The 17,705-nt window shown below is 58.8% G+C and carries 17 protein-coding genes; 6 read left to right on the top strand and 11 right to left on the bottom strand.

The genetic code is table 11. From position 1 onward, the window contains the following. Positions 1-69 precede the first annotated feature (69 nt). A complete protein-coding gene (locus AC6I8D_RS09545; protein WP_312054678.1) occupies positions 70-819 on the top strand; it encodes a DeoR/GlpR family DNA-binding transcription regulator in 750 nt (249 codons plus the stop codon). Here AC6I8D_RS09545 and AC6I8D_RS09540 read toward each other — a convergent pair. Then, positions 812-1,441: a glutamate racemase gene (locus AC6I8D_RS09540; RefSeq protein ID WP_497820046.1), complete on the bottom strand. Its 630-nt coding sequence runs from the start codon at positions 1,439-1,441 to the stop codon at positions 812-814. The two genes, AC6I8D_RS09545 and AC6I8D_RS09540, sit on opposite strands and share 8 nt — an antisense overlap. A 57-nt stretch (positions 1,442-1,498) precedes the next feature. Beyond that, positions 1,499-2,407 carry a LysR family transcriptional regulator gene (locus AC6I8D_RS09535; protein ID WP_497820045.1) on the bottom strand — a complete coding sequence of 303 codons (909 nt, stop codon included), beginning with the start codon at positions 2,405-2,407 and terminating at the stop codon, positions 1,499-1,501. Positions 2,408-2,519: 112 nt separating this feature from the next. On the opposite strand from AC6I8D_RS09535, the gene AC6I8D_RS09530 reads away from it, so the two are divergent. Beyond that, positions 2,520-3,896 (top strand): MFS transporter, encoded by a 1,377-nt coding sequence (locus AC6I8D_RS09530; RefSeq protein WP_312756946.1) that lies wholly within the window; start codon positions 2,520-2,522, stop codon positions 3,894-3,896. Next, complete coding sequence (locus AC6I8D_RS09525) at positions 3,893-4,267, top strand: DUF4440 domain-containing protein (RefSeq protein ID WP_497820044.1); 375 nt, start codon at positions 3,893-3,895, stop codon at positions 4,265-4,267. Before AC6I8D_RS09530 ends, AC6I8D_RS09525 begins: the two co-directional genes overlap by 4 nt. Here AC6I8D_RS09525 and AC6I8D_RS09520 read toward each other — a convergent pair whose 3' ends face one another. Beyond that, positions 4,268-4,660, bottom strand: a complete 393-nt coding sequence (locus tag AC6I8D_RS09520) for a VOC family protein (RefSeq protein ID WP_497820043.1) — start codon at positions 4,658-4,660, stop codon at positions 4,268-4,270. It abuts the gene before it with no gap. A 95-nt stretch (positions 4,661-4,755) separates the two neighbouring features. Between AC6I8D_RS09520 and AC6I8D_RS09515 the strand changes: the two genes are divergently transcribed. Together AC6I8D_RS09515 and AC6I8D_RS09510 are read left to right on the top strand one after the other, a co-directional pair. Continuing rightward, complete coding sequence (locus tag AC6I8D_RS09515; RefSeq protein ID WP_497820042.1) at positions 4,756-5,289, top strand: GNAT family N-acetyltransferase; 534 nt, start codon at positions 4,756-4,758, stop codon at positions 5,287-5,289. 138 nt (positions 5,290-5,427) lie between these two features. Then, a complete protein-coding gene (locus AC6I8D_RS09510; RefSeq protein WP_312054684.1) occupies positions 5,428-6,066 on the top strand; it encodes a LysE family translocator in 639 nt (212 codons plus the stop codon). On the opposite strand, the gene AC6I8D_RS09505 is transcribed toward AC6I8D_RS09510, so the two are convergent. Then, positions 6,042-6,854, bottom strand: coding sequence for an AraC family transcriptional regulator (locus AC6I8D_RS09505; protein WP_312756937.1), 813 nt, complete (start codon positions 6,852-6,854; stop codon positions 6,042-6,044). The two genes, AC6I8D_RS09510 and AC6I8D_RS09505, sit on opposite strands and share 25 nt — an antisense overlap. Positions 6,855-7,116: 262 nt before the next feature. On the opposite strand from AC6I8D_RS09505, the gene curA reads away from it, so the two are divergent. Then, complete coding sequence (curA, locus tag AC6I8D_RS09500) at positions 7,117-8,148, top strand: NADPH-dependent curcumin/dihydrocurcumin reductase (protein ID WP_312756935.1); 1,032 nt, start codon at positions 7,117-7,119, stop codon at positions 8,146-8,148. A 40-nt stretch (positions 8,149-8,188) separates the two neighbouring features. Here curA and AC6I8D_RS09495 read toward each other — a convergent pair whose 3' ends face one another. The 7 genes from AC6I8D_RS09495 to AC6I8D_RS09465 form a co-directional block, all read right to left on the bottom strand. After that, the gene (locus tag AC6I8D_RS09495; RefSeq protein WP_312054688.1) at positions 8,189-9,049 is read right to left on the bottom strand and encodes a PfkB family carbohydrate kinase; all 861 of its coding nucleotides are present in this window, start codon (positions 9,047-9,049) and stop codon (positions 8,189-8,191) included. Between the two features lie 2 nt (positions 9,050-9,051). Next, on the bottom strand, positions 9,052-9,909 hold the full coding sequence (locus AC6I8D_RS09490) for a MurR/RpiR family transcriptional regulator (RefSeq protein ID WP_312054690.1): 858 nt from the start codon (positions 9,907-9,909) through the stop codon (positions 9,052-9,054). Beyond that, a complete protein-coding gene (locus AC6I8D_RS09485) occupies positions 9,909-10,880 on the bottom strand; it encodes an ABC transporter permease (protein ID WP_312054691.1) in 972 nt (323 codons plus the stop codon). Before AC6I8D_RS09485 ends, AC6I8D_RS09490 begins: the two co-directional genes overlap by 1 nt. Positions 10,881-10,925: 45 nt before the next feature. Then, complete coding sequence (locus AC6I8D_RS09480) at positions 10,926-12,416, bottom strand: sugar ABC transporter ATP-binding protein (protein WP_312054692.1); 1,491 nt, start codon at positions 12,414-12,416, stop codon at positions 10,926-10,928. Positions 12,417-12,432: 16 nt separating this feature from the next. Beyond that, positions 12,433-13,473 carry a sugar ABC transporter substrate-binding protein gene (locus AC6I8D_RS09475; protein ID WP_312054693.1) on the bottom strand — a complete coding sequence of 347 codons (1,041 nt, stop codon included), beginning with the start codon at positions 13,471-13,473 and terminating at the stop codon, positions 12,433-12,435. Between the two features lie 63 nt (positions 13,474-13,536). Continuing rightward, a complete protein-coding gene (locus AC6I8D_RS09470) occupies positions 13,537-14,517 on the bottom strand; it encodes a TIM barrel protein (RefSeq protein ID WP_312054695.1) in 981 nt (326 codons plus the stop codon). 311 nt (positions 14,518-14,828) lie between these two features. Further along, the gene (locus AC6I8D_RS09465) at positions 14,829-17,186 is read right to left on the bottom strand and encodes a membrane-bound PQQ-dependent dehydrogenase, glucose/quinate/shikimate family (protein WP_312054697.1); all 2,358 of its coding nucleotides are present in this window, start codon (positions 17,184-17,186) and stop codon (positions 14,829-14,831) included. Positions 17,187-17,705: the final 519 nt, after the last annotated feature.

Genomic DNA, 17,705 nt, shown 5'->3' with positions numbered 1-17,705 from the left:
ATGAGTGGACAGCGGTCACGCTATCATGCACAATCGTGCAATATCAAGAAAAAACAGGCAGGCAAGCTGATGTTATCAGGGCAACGTAAACAGGCGATTCTGGCGCTGCTCGCCAGCGAAAAGCAGGTGCAGTCGCGCGACCTCAGTCAGCGATTTGGCGTCTCAGAAGACTCTGTGCGGCGGGATTTGCGTGAAATGGCGGCTGAAGGATTGCTGCAGCGGGTCCATGGCGGCGCCCTGCCGGTTTCCGCTGCGCTGGCGGGATTTGAAACACGCAAAAACGTGCAAGCCGACTCAAAACGGGCAATTGCACAGAAAGCCGTTGCGCTGATTCAGCCCGGACAGATCGTTCTGATCGACGGCGGCACCACCAGCGCTGAACTGGTGCGACTGCTGCCGGCGACGCTGGAATTTACCGCGGTGACTCACAGTCCGAGCGTAGCGCTGGCGCTGGCCGATCATCCGCGCGTCGAGGTGATCCTGATTGGCGGCCAGCTTTATAAGCACTCGGTGGTGGCGGTCGGTGCGGCGATGCTGGAATCGATCAACCGCATCAACGCCGATCTGTTTTTTATGGGGGTCACCGGTGTGCATCCGGCCGCAGGCTTTACCACCGGTAATTTCGAAGAGGCCACGGTAAAACGCGCGCTGGCCGGTCGGGCGGCGGAAACCGTGGTGATGGCCTCTGCGGAGAAACTCAATTCCGCTTCCGCTTTTGCAATTGGCGATCTCTCGCTGGCCAGTACGCTGGTGGTCGATACGCCACCGGGCGAGCCGCTGCGTCAGGCACTGACCGCCCACGGCGTCACCCTTATCTGAGGGCGTAACAGGCCTGTAACGCCAGATGCGGCGCGGTCAGCGGCCGCTGGCTGACAGCAAACTGCTGCGCCACCGGCGTCATCGAGCTTTGCGCCAGTGCCACCTGACCTGCGCCCTGCTGATAAGCCTGCTGCACCGCGTCCGCAATCAGGGCAAAATAACCTGCACTGTCTCCGGCTTTAAAGGCTGCCCAGGCACCTTCCACCAGCCGGACCTCAACCTCGCTGCCGGCCCGGCAAAACAATGATCGGGTCGCTTCCAGCGTCGATTCCGCAGCACAAAGCGCAACCGAGGGTCCCTGATGACGCTGCAGCGCTTCGGCCAGCATTTTATCGCTACGCAGCACCCAGCCATGCTGACCGGCCGCGACAAAATCATCGGCGACCGGTGCCAGGGTTGAGCAGGTAATCACAATCGCATCCATCTGCGGCAGCAAGGCATCAATCAGCCGGGCGATCCGGGCGCGTAATTCCGCCGTCATGCCGCCACTGCGCTCCGCCTCTGCCAGCCAGTCGGGCATCACCAGGTGGTTAAGCGGCGGTGTAGTGGTAGACAGCGAGGCGGCAGCGTCGTCAAAAATGGCGATATTACTGGCCGCAGTATGAAGGCAGAGCAGGTTCATGGTTCTCTCCGGGCTGGGTGATGTGAGATGAGTGAGCAGCTAACAGACTTTACCCGTTTAGCTGCCCTGTCCAGCGCTTAAGGCGATCCGCTGACGTAAAAAGTCGATAAAGCCGCGCACCTTTTCCGCAACGTGTCGGGTATCCGGATAGACGGCATAAATGCCCTGCATCGGAAAAGCGTAATCCGGCAGCAGATGACACAGACTGCCGCGTTCAATCGCCTCACTCACCAGCCACGCCGGCAGCAGCGCGACCCCATTACCCTGCAGCGCAAATGCCATCAGTGCCGCCGCGCTGTCCGCTGAAAACCTGACCGGCCGGGTTATCTCAAACGGTACCCGCTGACCGTCCGGACCGCTAAGCTGCCAGCGCAGCGGGTCGGTAAGCCGGTTATGCACAATCCAGTCGGCCTGCGCCAGCGCGCTCAGCGAGTCAACCGGATGGTGGTTCAGCCATTCAGGTGAGGCCACCGGCAGTATCGCAAATCGATCCAGCAGCGCCGCCCGATGGGTGGAATCCGCTAACCGGCCCAACCGGATAGCCACATCAAAACGGCCGGAAATCAGATCGTCGGTCGCGGTCGAGGCGACGTGCCGGATACGCAAATCGGGATGTCGCCGCTGAAAGGCAGTAAGCGCCGGAATAATCATCTGCACCCCATATTCCGGCGTACTGGTGATATGCAGCTCGCCGGTTAACCCGCGGTGATCGCGCTGCACGTCGTCAAGCATCCCATGCGCATCCTGCAACAGCGTCACGCTACGGCGATAAAAGGCGTCGCCTGCCGCGGTCAGCGCCAGCCGTCGGGTGGTGCGCAGCAGCAGGCTGACGCCCAGCTCCGCTTCAAGCTGCCGCAGGCTGAAACTCACTGCCGCTTTAGTCTGGCCGAGCGAAGCGGCGGCGGCGGTAAAACTGCCGCTCTCCACCACCGCCACAAACATCGCCACCCGCTGTAGATTGAGCATCGGCATCATCCTTATTGTCAAAAATGCGTTGACAGTATATCGCTGAATCCGGAGTTTATCTGACATTCTGCCGCGCCTAAAGTGTGCTCATCGTTCCGGAGAGAGCCCACTTATGACCTATCGCAGTAAAGTCGCCACGGTATTCCTGCTCGGCTTTTTTATCGACCTGATCACCCTGTTTATCGGCAGCGTCGCCTATCCGACTATCGGCCACAGCCTGCATGCCTCGGTGGCAGAGCTGGCCTGGGTGAGCAACGGCTATATTCTTGGCCTGACCTTAGTCATCCCGCTCAGCGCCTGGCTAAGCCAGCGTATCGGCGCGCGGCGGGTATTTCTGATCTCCTTACTGTTGTTCAGCGTGGCAACCGCCGGTGCGGGACTGGCACCCAGCCTGGCGGCGCTGATCGGCTGGCGGGTCATTCAGGGCATCGGCGGCGGCCTGATTATTCCGGTCGGTCAGGCGCTGACCTGGCGTCTCTATCCGCCACAGCAACGCGCCAGGCTGTCGGCGGCGGTAATGCTGGTCGGTCTGTTAGCCCCGGCGTTATCACCCTCGCTGGGCGGCCTGCTGGTGACAACGCTTAGCTGGCGCGGCATCTTCATGGTCAGCCTGCCCGTTTCACTGCTGACGCTATTACTGGCCGCCTGCTGGATCAAACGCGAACCCCTGCCCGCCATCCGGCCGCCGCTGCATCTGACAGGCCTGCTCAGCGGCTGTGGCGCGCTGGCTACGCTGTTACTGGGATTAACCTGGATCAGCGATCCGGCCCGGCGACCGCAGGCGGTTGCGCTGCTGCTGTCCGGCGGGCTGCTGGCTACCCTGTTTATCCGCAGTAGCCGTCGCCATGCTCATCCGCTGCTGCCGATGCATCCCGGCCAGCTGATGCGCTTCTCAATGATCGTCTATCAGTGCGTGCCGGGAATGTTTATCGGTCTCAGCCTGCTCGCCATGTTCTATCTGCAGGCACAGCTCGGGCTGACGCCGGTGGCGTGCGGCATGCTGATGCTGCCGTGGTCGCTGGCGTCGGGACTGGCGATCGTGCTGACCGGTAAACGCTTCAATCACACCGGCCCGCGTCCGCTGATCGTCACCGGCTGTCTGCTCCAGGCGCTGGGGATAGGCGTACTGGCGCAGGTCAGCGCGCCGGCACCGCTGCCGGGGCTGATACTGGCTTTTGCCCTGATGGGGGCTGGCGGCAGCCTGTGCAGCAGCACCGCTCAGAGCAGCGCATTTCTTGAAACCGACGACGATGCGCTGCCGCACGCCAGCGCCCTGTGGACGGTTAACCGCCAGCTGAGCTTTTGCTTTGGCGTGGCGCTGCTAAGCCTGTTGCTGGATCTGCTCTCCGCCCATCTGGCGTTACCTCTCGCCTACCAGCTGACCTTTTACAGCGCCGCGCTGATCGGCCTGCTGCCGATTCTGGCCAGTTTTGGTTTTGATAACCGCGCCATTGTCAGGCGCTTATCCCCCCACAAGGAGTCCGTATGAACCGTTATTTTCGTGAAGTCATCGAAGCCCATCAGGCGATAGAAGCCTGGCTGAGTGCAGGCAGCGGCGACGCGCTGCTGAGCCGTTTTGATACCGACTTTTCAATGATTACCCTGAGCGGCGCGGTGATTGATTACGCCGCGCTGAGCGCGATGTTCAGCAGCCAGCGCGCCGCCCGGCCAGGCCTGCAGATTACGCTCGATCGGCTGACCTTACTGGCGGAATGGCCGCAGGGCGCGGTGGTGTTATACCGTGAGCACCACCACCAGCCGGGCCAGACGCCGATTGTCCGCTGGTCCAGCGTGCTGTTTACGCGACAGGGTGAGCGGCTACTGTGGCGGCACCTGCACGAGACGCGCCAGCCAGAGTAGTCAGGGTTGCCAGGCGGCGTGCTGCAACACCACCCGATAGCCATCAGCATCCAGGAAGGTGATGCCCTGCCGATCCCAGTAGGGATTAAAGGCCGGCCGCCGCTGGAATCCTGCCTGATCCATCCGCTGACAGTGGGTCAGCCACTGTTCTCGGGCCGGAATATAGAGCACCAGCAGGTCGTCGTCGGAAACCTGCGGCGTCAGCGGATGCGCATCACAGCGGGTAAATTCCAGATGCCAGTTTAAATCGACCCGACCCAGCATCACGCCGCTGAATCCCTGATGCTGATCAAACGCGCCAATCGGGCTGAGCGCCAGGCCGTGACAATACATCCTGCTGCTTCGGTTCAGATCGGCCACCGGCCGCGCGATACGCAGTTGTTGAATATTCATCGCTTTCTCTCCTTCGGGTTTACTGTTATTTATCACAGCATCCTGATCTCCCCGTTACTCCGGGTGCGCAACCGCATCCCGCCGAGGCTGATAACATGCTGCACACTGAACGTTTACTGCTACGGCCGGTCCGGCCAGAAGATGAAGCCGACCTGTGGCGAATCTATGGCGATCCGGCCACCAACACCTTTAATCCGGCCGGTCCGTTGCGCGATCGCCAGCAGGCCCATGACGTACTACAGGCATGGCTACAGGGCTGGCAGGATGACGGCTTCGGCCGCTGGGCGATTGCCCGTCAGGCGCATCCCGATAATCCGATCGGTTTTGGCGGCCTGAGCGTGCACCTGCAGGATGAACGGCGGATGAATAATCTCGGATACCGCTTTGAAACCGCCGCCTGGGGCCAGGGATACGCCACGGAATTCGCCTGTTTCACCGTCGGTTATGGCTTTACGGCGCTGGCGTTAAGTACCATTGAAGCGCGGGTCAGAAAACACCATCAGGCGTCGATTAAGGTGCTGGAGAAAGCCGGACTGCGCTATATCAGTGAGATTCAGGACGTCGCCAATGCTGCACCGAGCCAGCTTTATGCGCTGTCGCGCGCAGCGTGGCTGGCCCGGCCGGAGTGAATCCGCCATTTTTTCCGCAATTTTTTCCAATATTCCTCTCGCCCGCCGGTGATGAAATCGGGTTTCCTTTTTACTGCTAACAGGAAGCCTGATGCCAGCCTTACTCCTCACCCAATTCATCCTGCCGGGCGGTGCCGCATGATGCCATTTTCTAATGGTTTTTTGCTGAGCCTGTCGTTGTGCCTCGATATCGGTATCGCGAACATCGCGATGATCACGCTGGCGATGCAGCGCGGCTATTTCCAGGGGTTCTGGCTGGGCATCGGGACCTGCGTCGGCGATCTGGTGTATGCGCTGCTGGCGCTCTCCGGCATGGCGGTGCTGCTGCAGTTCAGCGCGGTACGCTGGGTGTTGTGGATTGGCGGCAGCGCTATGCTGCTGTGGTTCGCGGTCAAAATGGCGTTTGCCGCCGCCCGCCCCGCAGCGCCGGTCGGTCTGGAGACGGGCGCGCCGCCGCGCCCGCTGAAACGTGAGTTTTCCCGTGGCGTACTGCTGGCGCTCTCCTCGCCGAGTGCGATTCTGTGGTTCGCCACCGTCGGCGGTGCGCTGATTTCCCGCATCGGTCAGCAGAGCGCGGCCACCTCATCCGCCTTTCTCAGCGGCTTCTTCATCGCCGGCGTGCTCTGGACCTGCGCCTTGTGCCTGGTCGGGCATCTGGGCGGCCGGGCGCTGGGTCAGCGCTTGCTGAAATATTGCGCCATCGCCTCGGCCATCATCTTCAGCTATTTCGCTGTCTACGTAATCGTCTCTGGCTATCGGGAATTTATGCTGCCGTGAGCGGTGTGCCGGGCATAGTCATGCGGCGTCACGCCCATCACTTTCCGGAAGGCATTGATGAAATGACTCTGATCGTAAAAGCCCAGCGCCAGCGCCGCTTCCAGCGGATGGACCCGGTTACGCAGCAGCTGACGGGCCCGGTGCAGACGCAGCTGCATATGATATTGCAGCGGCGGCAGACCGGTGTGGCGGGTAAAGCAGCGTACCAGGTGATACTTGCTCACACCCGCCTGGCGGGCCAGATGGTCAAGCGAAGGTTTGCTCTCCAGCGTCGCATGCAGTTCAGCTTTGACCGCGGCCACCAGCCGATGCTCTGCCGGGTCAGCCGGCGCTTCGGGTTGCAGCAGTTCGCCACACAGCGACAGCAGCCGCTGTTGCTGATCCGCCAGCTCATGGTCCCGGCTCGCCGCAGCGAAGTCACATATAGCGCTAAACAGCCGCGGTTCGTCCAGCACTCCTTCACGCAACGCCGGTGCCTGCTGGTGACTGGCCAGGTTGTGCGCGCGGGCAAGGCTCTGCAGCAATGACTGTGGCAGATGCACGCTGATAAAGCTCACCCCCTGACGATCGAATCGCGAGGCCTGCAGCGTGGCCGGATTGTATAAGGTGACCTGCCCGGCCTTCACCTCGGCGGTTTTGCCCGCCAGCCAGATCTGCTCAACGCCGGTCAGGTTGGCGCTGATCACATACTCATCATGCAGATGACGTGGGAAAACCGCGTCGCAGGCGCTGACCTGCGAGCATTCAATGCCGTTAAAACTGAACCACGCTGAGGAGTGTAGCGCCATTCTGCCGCCCTTTTTTGCCAGCGGATTTTTGCCAGCGGATCTCTCTGTCACGATGAATCATCACACCATTTTGCCGTTGCGAATGCAATCGGTCCGCCGCCGTTCACGCCGTGCCGAATGCGGGTCAGCGCTTCCGTTGTCAGCGGGACCCGATCTCATACCGCCCACAGCGCTAAACGCACTCTGTCAGATGTCATCTACACTTTGTCGACGTTCACCTGGCAATGCACAGCGCGTTGCCCCGCACTAAAAGGATGACAGCATGACTGAACACGCGACGCAGAACCACGCCTGGTTACTGGCCTCTCGCCCACAGGGCGAACCGACCAAAGAGAATTTCCGCCATGTAGCGCAGCCGATACCGGAACTGAAAGAGGGTGAAGTGCTGCTGCGCACTATCTACCTTTCGCTCGACCCGTACATGCGTGGCCGCATGGATGAGGGTAAATCGTATGCCGCGCCGGCCGAACTGGACCAGCCAATGGTCGGCGGTACCGTCTGTCAGGTCGCTGAATCAAAAAACAGCGATTTCCAGAGCGGCGACTGGGTACTGTCACAAAGCGGCTGGCAGGAATATGCCGTCTCGGATGGCAAAGAGATCGCGAAGCTGGGCAACGATCTGCCGCACCCATCATGGGCCCTGGGCATTCTCGGTATGCCAGGCTTCACCGCCTACATGGGCCTGATGGATATTGGTCAGCCAAAAGCCGGTGAAACGCTGGTGGTGGCGGCGGCGACCGGACCGGTCGGGGCGACGGTTGGCCAGTTAGGCAAACAGCAAGGCTGCCGGGTCGTTGGGGTCGCCGGAGGTGAAGAGAAGTGCCGTTATGCCGTGGATACACTGGGCTTTGACGCCTGTCTCGATCACCACAGCGCCGATTTTGAACAGCAGCTGAAAAATGCCTGTCCGGACGGCATTGATATCTACTTTGAGAACGTCGGGGGCAAAGTGTTCGATGCGGTGTTCCCGCTGCTGAATACTGCGGCGCGCGTGCCGGTCTGTGGGCTGGTCTCCGCCTACAGCCAGCGTGAGCTGCCGCCCGGCCCGGACCGCACCTCGTTGATCATGGCGGGCATTCTTAAACGCCGGATCCGCATGCAGGGCTTTATCATCTTCCAGGATTACGGCGATCGTTATCCGGAATTCCTTGAGGCGATGCGTCCACTGGTGGAAAGCAAAAAAATCCACTATCGCGAGCATGTAATTGAAGGACTGGAGAATGCGCCACAGGCGTTTATCGATATGCTGAACGGCAAAAACTTCGGTAAAACCGTGGTGAAAGTGGCGTCGTAAGGTAAAGCGTGCAGCGTCACTGACGCTGCACGCCGGTTGATCAGTGCGGCAGTCGCGACACGTGCTCTGCCGCCGCCCGGTTCGCCGCCTGAACCGCAGCCGCCAGCGTTGCCCCGTCGCTTAAGCGCTGACACAACACCCCGACAAAGCAATCGCCCGCGCCATGGGTGCTGACCAGCGTCACTTTCTGCGCCGCCAGACTCTCGCTGTGGCCGGCCTCGCTATACGCCACGCCATGTTCGCCTGCGGTGACCACCACCCGGGCAAAACGTCTGCCCAGCGCCTCAGCAGCGGCCCGCGCCGAAGCCAGATCCTGCACGCTGATCTGACACATATCGCGCGCTTCAATCGCATTCACCACCAGCAGATCGATACAGCGTTCAAACTCCGCTGACAGCGTTCTGGCTGGCGCAGCATTAACGCACACCGCAATGCCACGCGACCTTGCCGCCTGTGCCGCCCGCAGATTGACCGCTTCCGGCACCTCATTTTGCAACACCAGCATCGTCACATCCTGCCAGAAAGCCGGCTGGTCAAACGCCGCCAGCGCAATGTGCTGGTTGGCGTTTGAGACCACCACTGCGCCATAGTCGCCTTCGGCATCGGTAATCGCCACGCTGATACCTGACGGCAGATGATCGACAGTGGTGACCGCAGTGCAATCCACTCCGGCCTGTAGCAGCTGATCGAGCAGAAAACGGCCTTGCGGATCGCTGCCGACCGCTCCGGCAAAGCGCACCGCTGCGCCCGCACGGGCTGCGGCCACCGCCTGATTACCGCCCTTGCCGCCAAACTTATAGTGACAGGCGCTGCCCATCACCGTTTCGCCTTTCTCCGGACGATGTGGCGCGTCCAGCATAATGTCGTAATGAAGACTGCCGGTGACTGCAATTTTGCTCATAGCTAGAATTCCCGCAGATCCTGAACCGCATGCTGGGTTTTCATCAGGTTTTTCTCCGCCCGCTTTAAATCTTTCTTGGCGATAGCGACAAACAGCGCATCCAGAATATTCAGCTGGGCGATGCGTGACGCGGCGTTTTCCCCTAACAGATGCGATCCCTGAGACGTTGAATTGAGGACCACGTGCGCGCTGCGAGCAATCGGTGATTCGGCATAATTGGTAATGGCGATCACCTTCGCGCCATTCCGTCCCGCCAGTTTCACCGGATCGTTCACCGCACGCGTGGCACCCGAATGACTGATGGCGATAACCACATCGTCATCAGATAACACCGCGGCGGACATCAGCATAATGTGGGCGTCATCATAGGCGGTCGACTTAATGCCTATCTTCAGCATTTTGTGCGAGAGATCGCGCGCAACCGCCGCCGATCCGCCCACCGCATACAGATCGATATGACGCGCTTTAAAGATAATGTCCGCCGCGCGATTAAATTCAGAGACATCCAGAATCGACAGGGTCTCTTCGATGGCCTGGATAGAGGTTCTGAATACTTTTGCCAGCAATTGTTCCGACGAATCATCCGGCTCAATTTCCGCATGCAGTCCCGCCACCTCAGACTGATTGTAATAAATCAGGCTGCTTCTGAAATGCCGGAAGCCGGTGAAGTTAAGCTTTTTGGTAATCTTAACGATCATCGCCTCAGAGACATTATTCTCACCGGCAATCTCTTTTAATGACGACTGCTCGGTCATGTCGGTTCTGGCGATAATCGCCTCAGCAACACGGCGTTCTAACGGCGTCAGCTGGGGCAAACGCATACGAATCTGAGCACCAATGGCTCGTGGATCTTGCTTCATTACTTGCCTCGGGTCGCCCGGTCAATCAACATCGCTATGATAATAATCAGACCGGTAGCGAGCAATTGATAAAAGGCCTGAATGTTCAGTAAGGTCAAACCATTACGTAACGCACCCAGGATAATCACGCCAATCAGGGTGCCAAACACGCTGCCCTTGCCGCCCATTAACGAGGCGCCGCCAATCGCCGCCGCCGCGATAGCATCCAGTTCCCACAGGTTACCGATGGTCGGCTCCGCCGCGCCCAGACGGCCAATCAGGATCAGCGACGCCAGTGAGGCCAGCAAACCGGAGAAGATGTAGACCGTGACTTTGGTGCGCTTCACCGGTACCCCGGCGACCCGCGCCGCCTCTTCGTTGCCGCCGATGGCCAGAATGTATTCGCCCAGCGGGGTTTTGTTCATCACCGTCCACAGCAGCAGCGCAATCACCGCCACCACCACAATCGGCATCGGGACCCCAAACAGGGTGCTGTTGACCAGGCTGCGAAACGACAGCGGAATGCCGAAGATCGGATTACCGCCGGTGTAGATCAGCGCAATGGCGCGAAACAGCGACAGACCGCCGAGCGTGACGATAAAGGGTTGCAGGCCGGCATAGGCAATCAGCGTGCCGCTGAACAGGCCACACATCGCCCCGACGCCCAGCGTAGCGAGGATCGCCAGCGGCACCGGCACCCCGGCTACCATCAACGTTGCGCCCAGCACCGCCGACAGCGCCGCGGTCGGACCGACCGAGAGGTCGATACCACCAGAGATAATCACCAGCGTCATCCCCAGCGCAATTAAGGCGTTAATCGAGGACTGCTGCAGAATATTCAACAGGTTCGGCAACGTAAAAAATACCGGCGACAGAAATGAAAATGTCACCACGATAATTAATAATCCAATTAAGGTACCGGCATCGCGCAGATTAAATTTCAGCAGCGCGGGCGTGCGCACACCCGCCTGGGGAGTCGTCTGAGTCATCATAGTTATAACCTTCAATAGGGTCCGGATAAGAAGTCAGGCAGTCGGTTAACTCTGTTTAATGGCAAAGCGGGCAATATTCTCTTCAGTGATCGCGCTGCCGGTTAATTGCTGGGTTATTCGCCCCTCGCGCATTACCAGCACCCGGTCGGCGATCCGCATGATTTCGGTCATTTCAGACGAGACCACCACAATGGCTTTGCCCGCCTGAGCCAGTTTTTCAATTAAATGGTAAATTTCAGACTTGGCGCCGATATCAATGCCGCGGGTCGGTTCATCAAATAAAAAGACGCTGGCATCCGCCGCCACCCAGCGACCAATAATCACTTTTTGCTGATTACCGCCGCTCAGCGTGCCGATGCTTTTCTCGATATCCAGCGGCCGCAGTTTTAAATCGCCCATCACCGTTTGCGCTTTGCGGTTCAGCCGCACCTGGCTGAGTAAACCGCCGAAGGTGAAATGGTGCATCGAGGGCAGCGCCATATTCATCTTCACCGCCCGCTCTTTAATGATGCCCTCTTTTTTGCGGTCTTCCGGCACCAGACCGATGCCGGCTTTGATGGCAGCACGCACGTTATGGTTCTTCACCGGATTACCGTTGACGCTTACCGTGCCGCTGGTGCGTTTGTCGATGCCGGCAATCAGCTTCAGCAGTTCAGTACGGCCCGCGCCGACCAGCCCGGCAATGCCCAGCACTTCACCGGCTCGCACGCTGAAGTTGGCCGCCACCACCGCGTTGCCGCGTCCGAGGTTCTCCACCCGCAGCACTTCGCGGTCGCTGACAAACGCCTGGTGGTCGAGCTTGTCGATCTTACGCCCGACCATTTTGGCGACGATGCTCTCTTCATCCTCATCACAGATATTGACCACCCCAACCTGTTTACCATCACGCATGATGGTGGCGCGATCGCAGACCCGGAAGATCTCATTCATCTTGTGCGACACGTAGATCAGCGAGACGCCGGTCGACTTGAGGTCAGCAATCAGCTCGGCCAGCCGATCAAACTCGGTCGGCGTCAGGCTGGAGGTCGGCTCATCCATGGCGATTATTTTGGCGTCATCGAGCAGCGCCCGGGCAATTTCAACGATCTGCTGCTGCGACACCTTGAGATTCTTAATCGGCGTGCTGGGATCGATGCTCGGGTCCAGCGTTTTCAGGATCAGCGTCGCCCGCGCCAGCTGGGCGCTTTTATCCACCCAGCAGCCACCGGCTCGGGTCAGCGGACGACCGAGAAACATATTCTGCGCCACCGAGAGTTCGGGAACGTGCTGCAACTCCTGATGAATCATCGCGATACCGGCGTGACGGGCGCTGAGCGGATTCTTCATCTGCACCGCCTGCCCGTTGACGCTGATTTCGCCGCTGTCCGCCGCCCGCACGCCGGAGAGAATATTCAGCAGCGTTGATTTGCCGGCGCCGTTCTCGCCAATCAGGGCATGCACTTCGCCGGGCCGCACTGAAAAATCGACGTTCTGCAGCGCGGCGGCGTTGCCGTAGGTTTTACTGATGCCACGCATCATCAAACGATTCTGTTCCATGGGCACTCCGCCTGACTTATTGCTGGGTCAGCAGCTGACGTAACCGGGTGTTGTCTTTGGTCGAAAAGGCCTCGACGTTCTCTTTGGTGATCAGCGCCTGCGGGGTTGAAATCACCCGCGAGAGTTTCTGGCCGTTGATCAGGCGAATCATCACATCCATCGCCACTTCGCCGGTCAGCACCGGGAAACTGTCCACTGTGCCGGTCAGTTCGCCGCGCTTGATTGAGGCATAGGCGTCAGAGATACCGTCGGTGCCAAAGATTGCCACCTGCGCTGCTTTGTTCTGCGCCCGTACCGCTTCCACCACGCCGAGCGCCATGGTGTCGTTGTTGGCGTAGAAACCAATCAGGTCCGGGTGCTGTTGCAGAATGGTCGAGGCGGCGTTAAACGCCTGCTCGCGGCTCCAGTTGGCCGGTACGCTGGCGGCGATAGTGAATTTGCCGTTGGCCTGCAAGGTCTCTTTAAAACCACGGGTGCGCTGTCCGGCCGCGTAGACGCCCGGCTGCCCTTCAATCACCGCCACTTTTCCGCCCTGCGGATGGTGTTCAATAAACCATTTGGCTACCCGCACGCCGTTGTCTTTCTGCACGTTACCGACGTAATACTGCGCGTTGGGCATCACCGCATCGTTGACGTTAACCACCGGGATATTCTTGCTGTTGGCGGTTTCCAGTGCCGGTTCGAGGTTGATGTCGGTCTGCGGTGAAACCAGCAGGCCGTTAAAGCCCTGCGAAATCAGGGTTTCGGCAATCGACAGCTGACCGAGCTGATCGTCTTCATTGGCTGCCGCCTGATACGCAACGGTGAAGCCATATTTTTTCGCCACGTTCTGATAGCCCTGGCCGAGTGAACGCCAGTATTCGTTGGTCAGAGTTTTCGATACCCCACCAATCTTCAGCGATTTGTCCGCGTTGGGCAGCGCACCATATTTGGTATCGAGCTGGGTCCAGTCAGTGCGATCCGGTTCGGTGTCGGACTGCAGCGGGGCCAGTTCAGCCGCATAAACGGTGCTGCACAGCAGTGAGGAAGCGATGACGGCGAGCAGGAGTTTCTTCATACAATGGCCTTTTCTTCTCGGGTGTTGGGGAGAGGTTTTTCTGTTTTATCGGCGCTACAGCCGTTAGCGCGCCAGCATAATGTCATTGACGATCTGCTGTGACGCCACCGCATCCTGGCGATCGATTGCCGCCTGTAATGGCGCGTTGTCATCCAGCTGCTGACACAATCTCAGTAGGCGGGTGACGGTGGCGATATTGCTTTCCGCTTCACGAATCGGGTCAAGGCCGCTGGCATCCGGGAAGGTATCGAAGTAGTAGGCTCCGCTGTAGCCGTCACGCTGCATCTGCCAGAGAAACTCCAGCGTGGCGCGTGGATTGACCGAACCCACCATCAGTCCGTCGTCGCGTTTGCCCCAGCCGTCGTTCAGATCCAGCCCCAGCAGGCGGGAACGGCGCGCCACCATCGCCGCTGCGTACGCCGGGATCTCATTGGCAAACAGCACGTGGGCGAAGTCGAGCGTGATGCCGAGGTTCGGGCAGCCCGCCTCTTCCACCGCCAGCAGGCAGGTGGTGGCATTGGGGAAAATACTGTAGGCCCGTGGCTCGTTGGGTTTGTATTCAATACTGACGTCGACGTCCGGCGCATACTCCGCCACTTCACGTACCGCGCTGACCGCATCTTCCCAGATCTTCTTGTAATCCGCCTGGAAGCAGTAATCGAAACCATCCTGCCCCATCCATAGCGTCATCAGCCGTGAGCCAAACTCCCGGCCGGTGTCAATGCCGCGCTTGGTCAGCTCGATCGCCTCACGACGTATCTTCGCATCCGGATGGGTAAAGGCACCGATTTTGAACTGCGGCGCATCCCAGCGCATCTGCATGCCGTTGACGGCCAGCCCGGCGTCGGCAATCGCCTGACGTAGGGTCGGGATGTCAGTGGTGAGGTGCTGCGGGAAATTGAGATCGAGATGGGTTAAGCCCTTCACCTTACCGGCGCGGGCAATCATCTGCAGCACCGACGGTTTGCCCTGTAAATCGGGCCAGTAGAGATGAGCGCCCGAGGCGAAGGAGTTAAGACGAGTGGCGAATTTCAGTTCGGACATGGTGATCAATCCTTCAGATAGCGACTTGTGATGTACTTTCCATATTCACAGTTATTTGTGAAGTTATGCATTAATCTACTCTATGTGCTGTGCTGCGCAAGCATCGCAGCGCTGCTGAATCTCTGAACTGAGAGAGCCATCACGAAATAGTTTCGTGGAGTGATTAGATGAATTGCGCGGACCGGTCTCTGAAAAAACTGCGACAACAAGGAGTTAGACGAGGAAGGTGTCAGGCGAAAGCAGGTAAAAAACGGTGCGGCAGCGGGAAGAAAAAAAGCTGAGCGCCAGCCAGTGGCGCTCAGCCTGTCAGGTTACTTCAGACGGAAAGCGACCACGCTGTCGCCCGCCGTGGTGCCGAGCGAACCGTGTCCGCCAGCGGCAATCACCACGTACTGCTTACCATCTTTACCCATAAAGGTAGATGGCGTGGCCTGCGCGCCAGCGCTCAGTTCGGTCTGCCACAGCAGCTCGCCGGTGGTGCTGTCATAGGCACGGAAGAAGTTATCCGCCGTGGCACCGTGGAACACCAGATCGCCCGCGGTCAGTAACGGACCACCGTGTGCCACCATCCCCATCGGGAAGCCGATAGGGAAACGGCCCGGCAGGAAGCTGGTTTTCAGGTTTTTGGTGTTACCCACCCGACGCAGCCATTCGGTTTTGCCGGTTTTCAGATCGACACCGACCATGCGTCCCCACGGTGGCGCGATGCACGGAATGCCGAGGCCAGAAGCCAGCTGCTGGATGTGAATCGCATAGTCGCCGTGGAAGTTTTCATTCCAGTACGGCGCACCATCTTTGGTGAAGGTACGCTGGGTTGCGGTTTCCGGCGTGCGCTTGATCAGGTTGTATTTGTAGGCCAGACGGACTGGCGCTGCAATCAGCATCTGACGCTGCGGATCAACGGCCACCGAGCCCCAGTTGAACACCCCGATGTTGCCTGGGAAGATCAGCGAGCCTTTCTCGGTTGGCGGCGTCCACGGGTTACCGTCGTAACGCAGCTCACGGAAATCGGCCCGGCAGCTCATCTGGTCAAACGGCGTGATACCCCACATCGACTTTTCAGTCAGCGGCTGCGGAATGAAGTTAAGGCTGGAGACCGGCTGCGTGGCGGCATACTGCTCGCCTTTGATGCCATCAGTCGAGACCTTAACCTGCTCCACCGGATAAACCGGTTCGCCGGTCAGACGGTTCAGCACAAACAGGTTGCCGGTTTTGGTCGGCAGGATCACCGCCGGTTGTGACTTGCCCTGATAGTCGATATCAATCAGCGAAGGCTGTGACGGATTGTCACGGTCCCACAGATCGTGGTTTGAACTCTGATAACGCCATTTAAAGGCACCGGTTTTCAGATCCAGCGCCACCAGCGCATCGCGGAACTTCTCGGTGTTGCTGTTTGGGTCACGCTCAATGCCGACTTCATCCGGCGAGGCGTTGCCAAACGGCACATAGACCAGGCCATTTTTCAGGTCAGCGCTCAGGGTCGCCCAGGCAACCGGGGTATCCTGGGGGTAGGTGGCGGCTGCCGCTACCGGCGCGGTATTTTCCGGATTGGCCGGATCGAAGTTCCACACCAGACGACCGCTGATCGCATCGTAAGCACGGATCACGCCAGACGGGTTGCCGGTGTTGAAACCGTTATCCATCACTGAGCCACCGACAATCACCAGATTGCCAGCAACCAGTGGCGCAGCGGTCTGCATCAGCGCATGGGGACGGACATCGCCCATGTTAGCGCGCAGGTTCACCACACCGTTATCACCGAAGTCAGCACAGGCTTTACCGGTGTCGGCATCCAGCGCAATCAGGCGAGCGTCGGTGGTGGCGTTGAAGATACGCTTGCGGCACAGGGCCGGCTGCGCGCTGCTTTGCGGCTGAGCCGCCTGGCCCGCGTCGAAGTAGCTGACGCCGCGACAGGTCTGGTGCTGCTGCAGATAAGAGCGGTTTTTATCCGGCGCCGTCTTCCACTTCACCGCACCGGTTTCCGGGTCGAGCGCGTGGACTTCGTTATGCGGCGTACAGAAGTAAAGCATGCCGTTGGCTTTCAGCGGCGTCGCTTCAAAGGTGTACTCGGTGGCATCATCACCCTGACGCAGATCGCCAGTATGATAGGTCCACGCCACTTCCAGATCTTTCACGTTGTCTTTGGTGATCTGCTTCAGTGCCGAGAAGCGCTGGCCGTCAGTGGTGCCGCCATAAGCGCTCCACTCGTCAGCTGCACCGTTAGTCGCAGATGGCGTGCGCGCGTTGCTGATGGTGCCCTGCTGAGGAACCGGATCGTAGAAGCACAGGCCGATCACCAGCAGCACCATCAGGATAACTGTCCCGCCCAAAAACGGATGGAAACGGCGCTGTCCCTGATAGAGCGACCGGACCACCCACGGCAGTGCCAGCCAGACGCCCAGTACCCCAAACAGGTCACCGCGCGGGATCCACTGCCACTTGTCGAAGCCCACTTCCCAGATAATCCAGAACAGGGTGATCCACATCAGCAACGCATAGAGCGTTAGCGCGCTGCGCTTGTTCATAAACAGCAGGATAGCGCTGAGCAAAACGCCCACGCCGATTAGCGCATAGAATGCACTCCCTCCCACCAGCAGGAGTTGTCCTCCCATGTAAATCAGGGCGATAGCAAATATCGCCATGATTACACTGGTAATTTTGTTAATCATGATCCATCCTCGGGTCATTAGCGGCGGTAGAAAATCAAATTAGAAAACATAAAATCAACGGGATTTTAACTAACGTAAGAAATATGTAAAAACATGTCGAAAGGTAAGACATTAGACAGACTTATTAATACCCCCCCCCTCAATAGCCTAATCGCCGCTTTTTTTACTTTCCGAAGCGGTAAAACCGCGACATTCATCACAAAAAATTAACCAATGGCCTGAGTGAACCGCACCTTTTGTTCAAAGCTGTGGATTTAATCAACAAGTTAAACTTCAGCGACACGCCACCACAACGTCGCTTAAACCTTTTTCAACTGACAAAATTGTGTAATCAGAACGCGGGGAGCTGACTGCGCTAAATCTTAACCCCGCCAGCGAATAAGCTGCGCTTATTTTCATCTTTGCGTCACCCGGTGTGAAATAGTGCCTGCGAACAAGAGGTTAACGCCGCCCGACCGGCAGCGCTTTTATTTATTACCCCTTTTCTGCTTAAAGCGTTTGTTTACATCGAGTCCGATA

It is taken from the genome of Pantoea sp. X-Soil-MYKO-1785 (genome assembly GCF_059730675.1).
Note: the sequence above shows the minus strand (reverse complement) of the source record. Positions and strands in the feature narration are given on the sequence as shown.

Coding starts and splice junctions, on each gene's coding strand:
- AC6I8D_RS09545 (WP_312054678.1), top strand. CDS start 70: ATGTTATCAGGGCAACGTAAACAGGCGATTCTGGCGCTGCTCGCCAGC.
- AC6I8D_RS09540 (WP_497820046.1), bottom strand. CDS start 1,441: ATGAACCTGCTCTGCCTTCATACTGCGGCCAGTAATATCGCCATTTTT.
- AC6I8D_RS09535 (WP_497820045.1), bottom strand. CDS start 2,407: ATGCTCAATCTACAGCGGGTGGCGATGTTTGTGGCGGTGGTGGAGAGC.
- AC6I8D_RS09530 (WP_312756946.1), top strand. CDS start 2,520: ATGACCTATCGCAGTAAAGTCGCCACGGTATTCCTGCTCGGCTTTTTT.
- AC6I8D_RS09525 (WP_497820044.1), top strand. CDS start 3,893: ATGAACCGTTATTTTCGTGAAGTCATCGAAGCCCATCAGGCGATAGAA.
- AC6I8D_RS09520 (WP_497820043.1), bottom strand. CDS start 4,660: ATGAATATTCAACAACTGCGTATCGCGCGGCCGGTGGCCGATCTGAAC.
- AC6I8D_RS09515 (WP_497820042.1), top strand. CDS start 4,756: ATGCTGCACACTGAACGTTTACTGCTACGGCCGGTCCGGCCAGAAGAT.
- AC6I8D_RS09510 (WP_312054684.1), top strand. CDS start 5,428: ATGATGCCATTTTCTAATGGTTTTTTGCTGAGCCTGTCGTTGTGCCTC.
- AC6I8D_RS09505 (WP_312756937.1), bottom strand. CDS start 6,854: ATGGCGCTACACTCCTCAGCGTGGTTCAGTTTTAACGGCATTGAATGC.
- curA (WP_312756935.1), top strand. CDS start 7,117: ATGACTGAACACGCGACGCAGAACCACGCCTGGTTACTGGCCTCTCGC.
- AC6I8D_RS09495 (WP_312054688.1), bottom strand. CDS start 9,049: ATGAGCAAAATTGCAGTCACCGGCAGTCTTCATTACGACATTATGCTG.
- AC6I8D_RS09490 (WP_312054690.1), bottom strand. CDS start 9,909: ATGAAGCAAGATCCACGAGCCATTGGTGCTCAGATTCGTATGCGTTTG.
- AC6I8D_RS09485 (WP_312054691.1), bottom strand. CDS start 10,880: ATGATGACTCAGACGACTCCCCAGGCGGGTGTGCGCACGCCCGCGCTG.
- AC6I8D_RS09480 (WP_312054692.1), bottom strand. CDS start 12,416: ATGGAACAGAATCGTTTGATGATGCGTGGCATCAGTAAAACCTACGGC.
- AC6I8D_RS09475 (WP_312054693.1), bottom strand. CDS start 13,473: ATGAAGAAACTCCTGCTCGCCGTCATCGCTTCCTCACTGCTGTGCAGC.
- AC6I8D_RS09470 (WP_312054695.1), bottom strand. CDS start 14,517: ATGTCCGAACTGAAATTCGCCACTCGTCTTAACTCCTTCGCCTCGGGC.
- AC6I8D_RS09465 (WP_312054697.1), bottom strand. CDS start 17,186: ATGATTAACAAAATTACCAGTGTAATCATGGCGATATTTGCTATCGCC.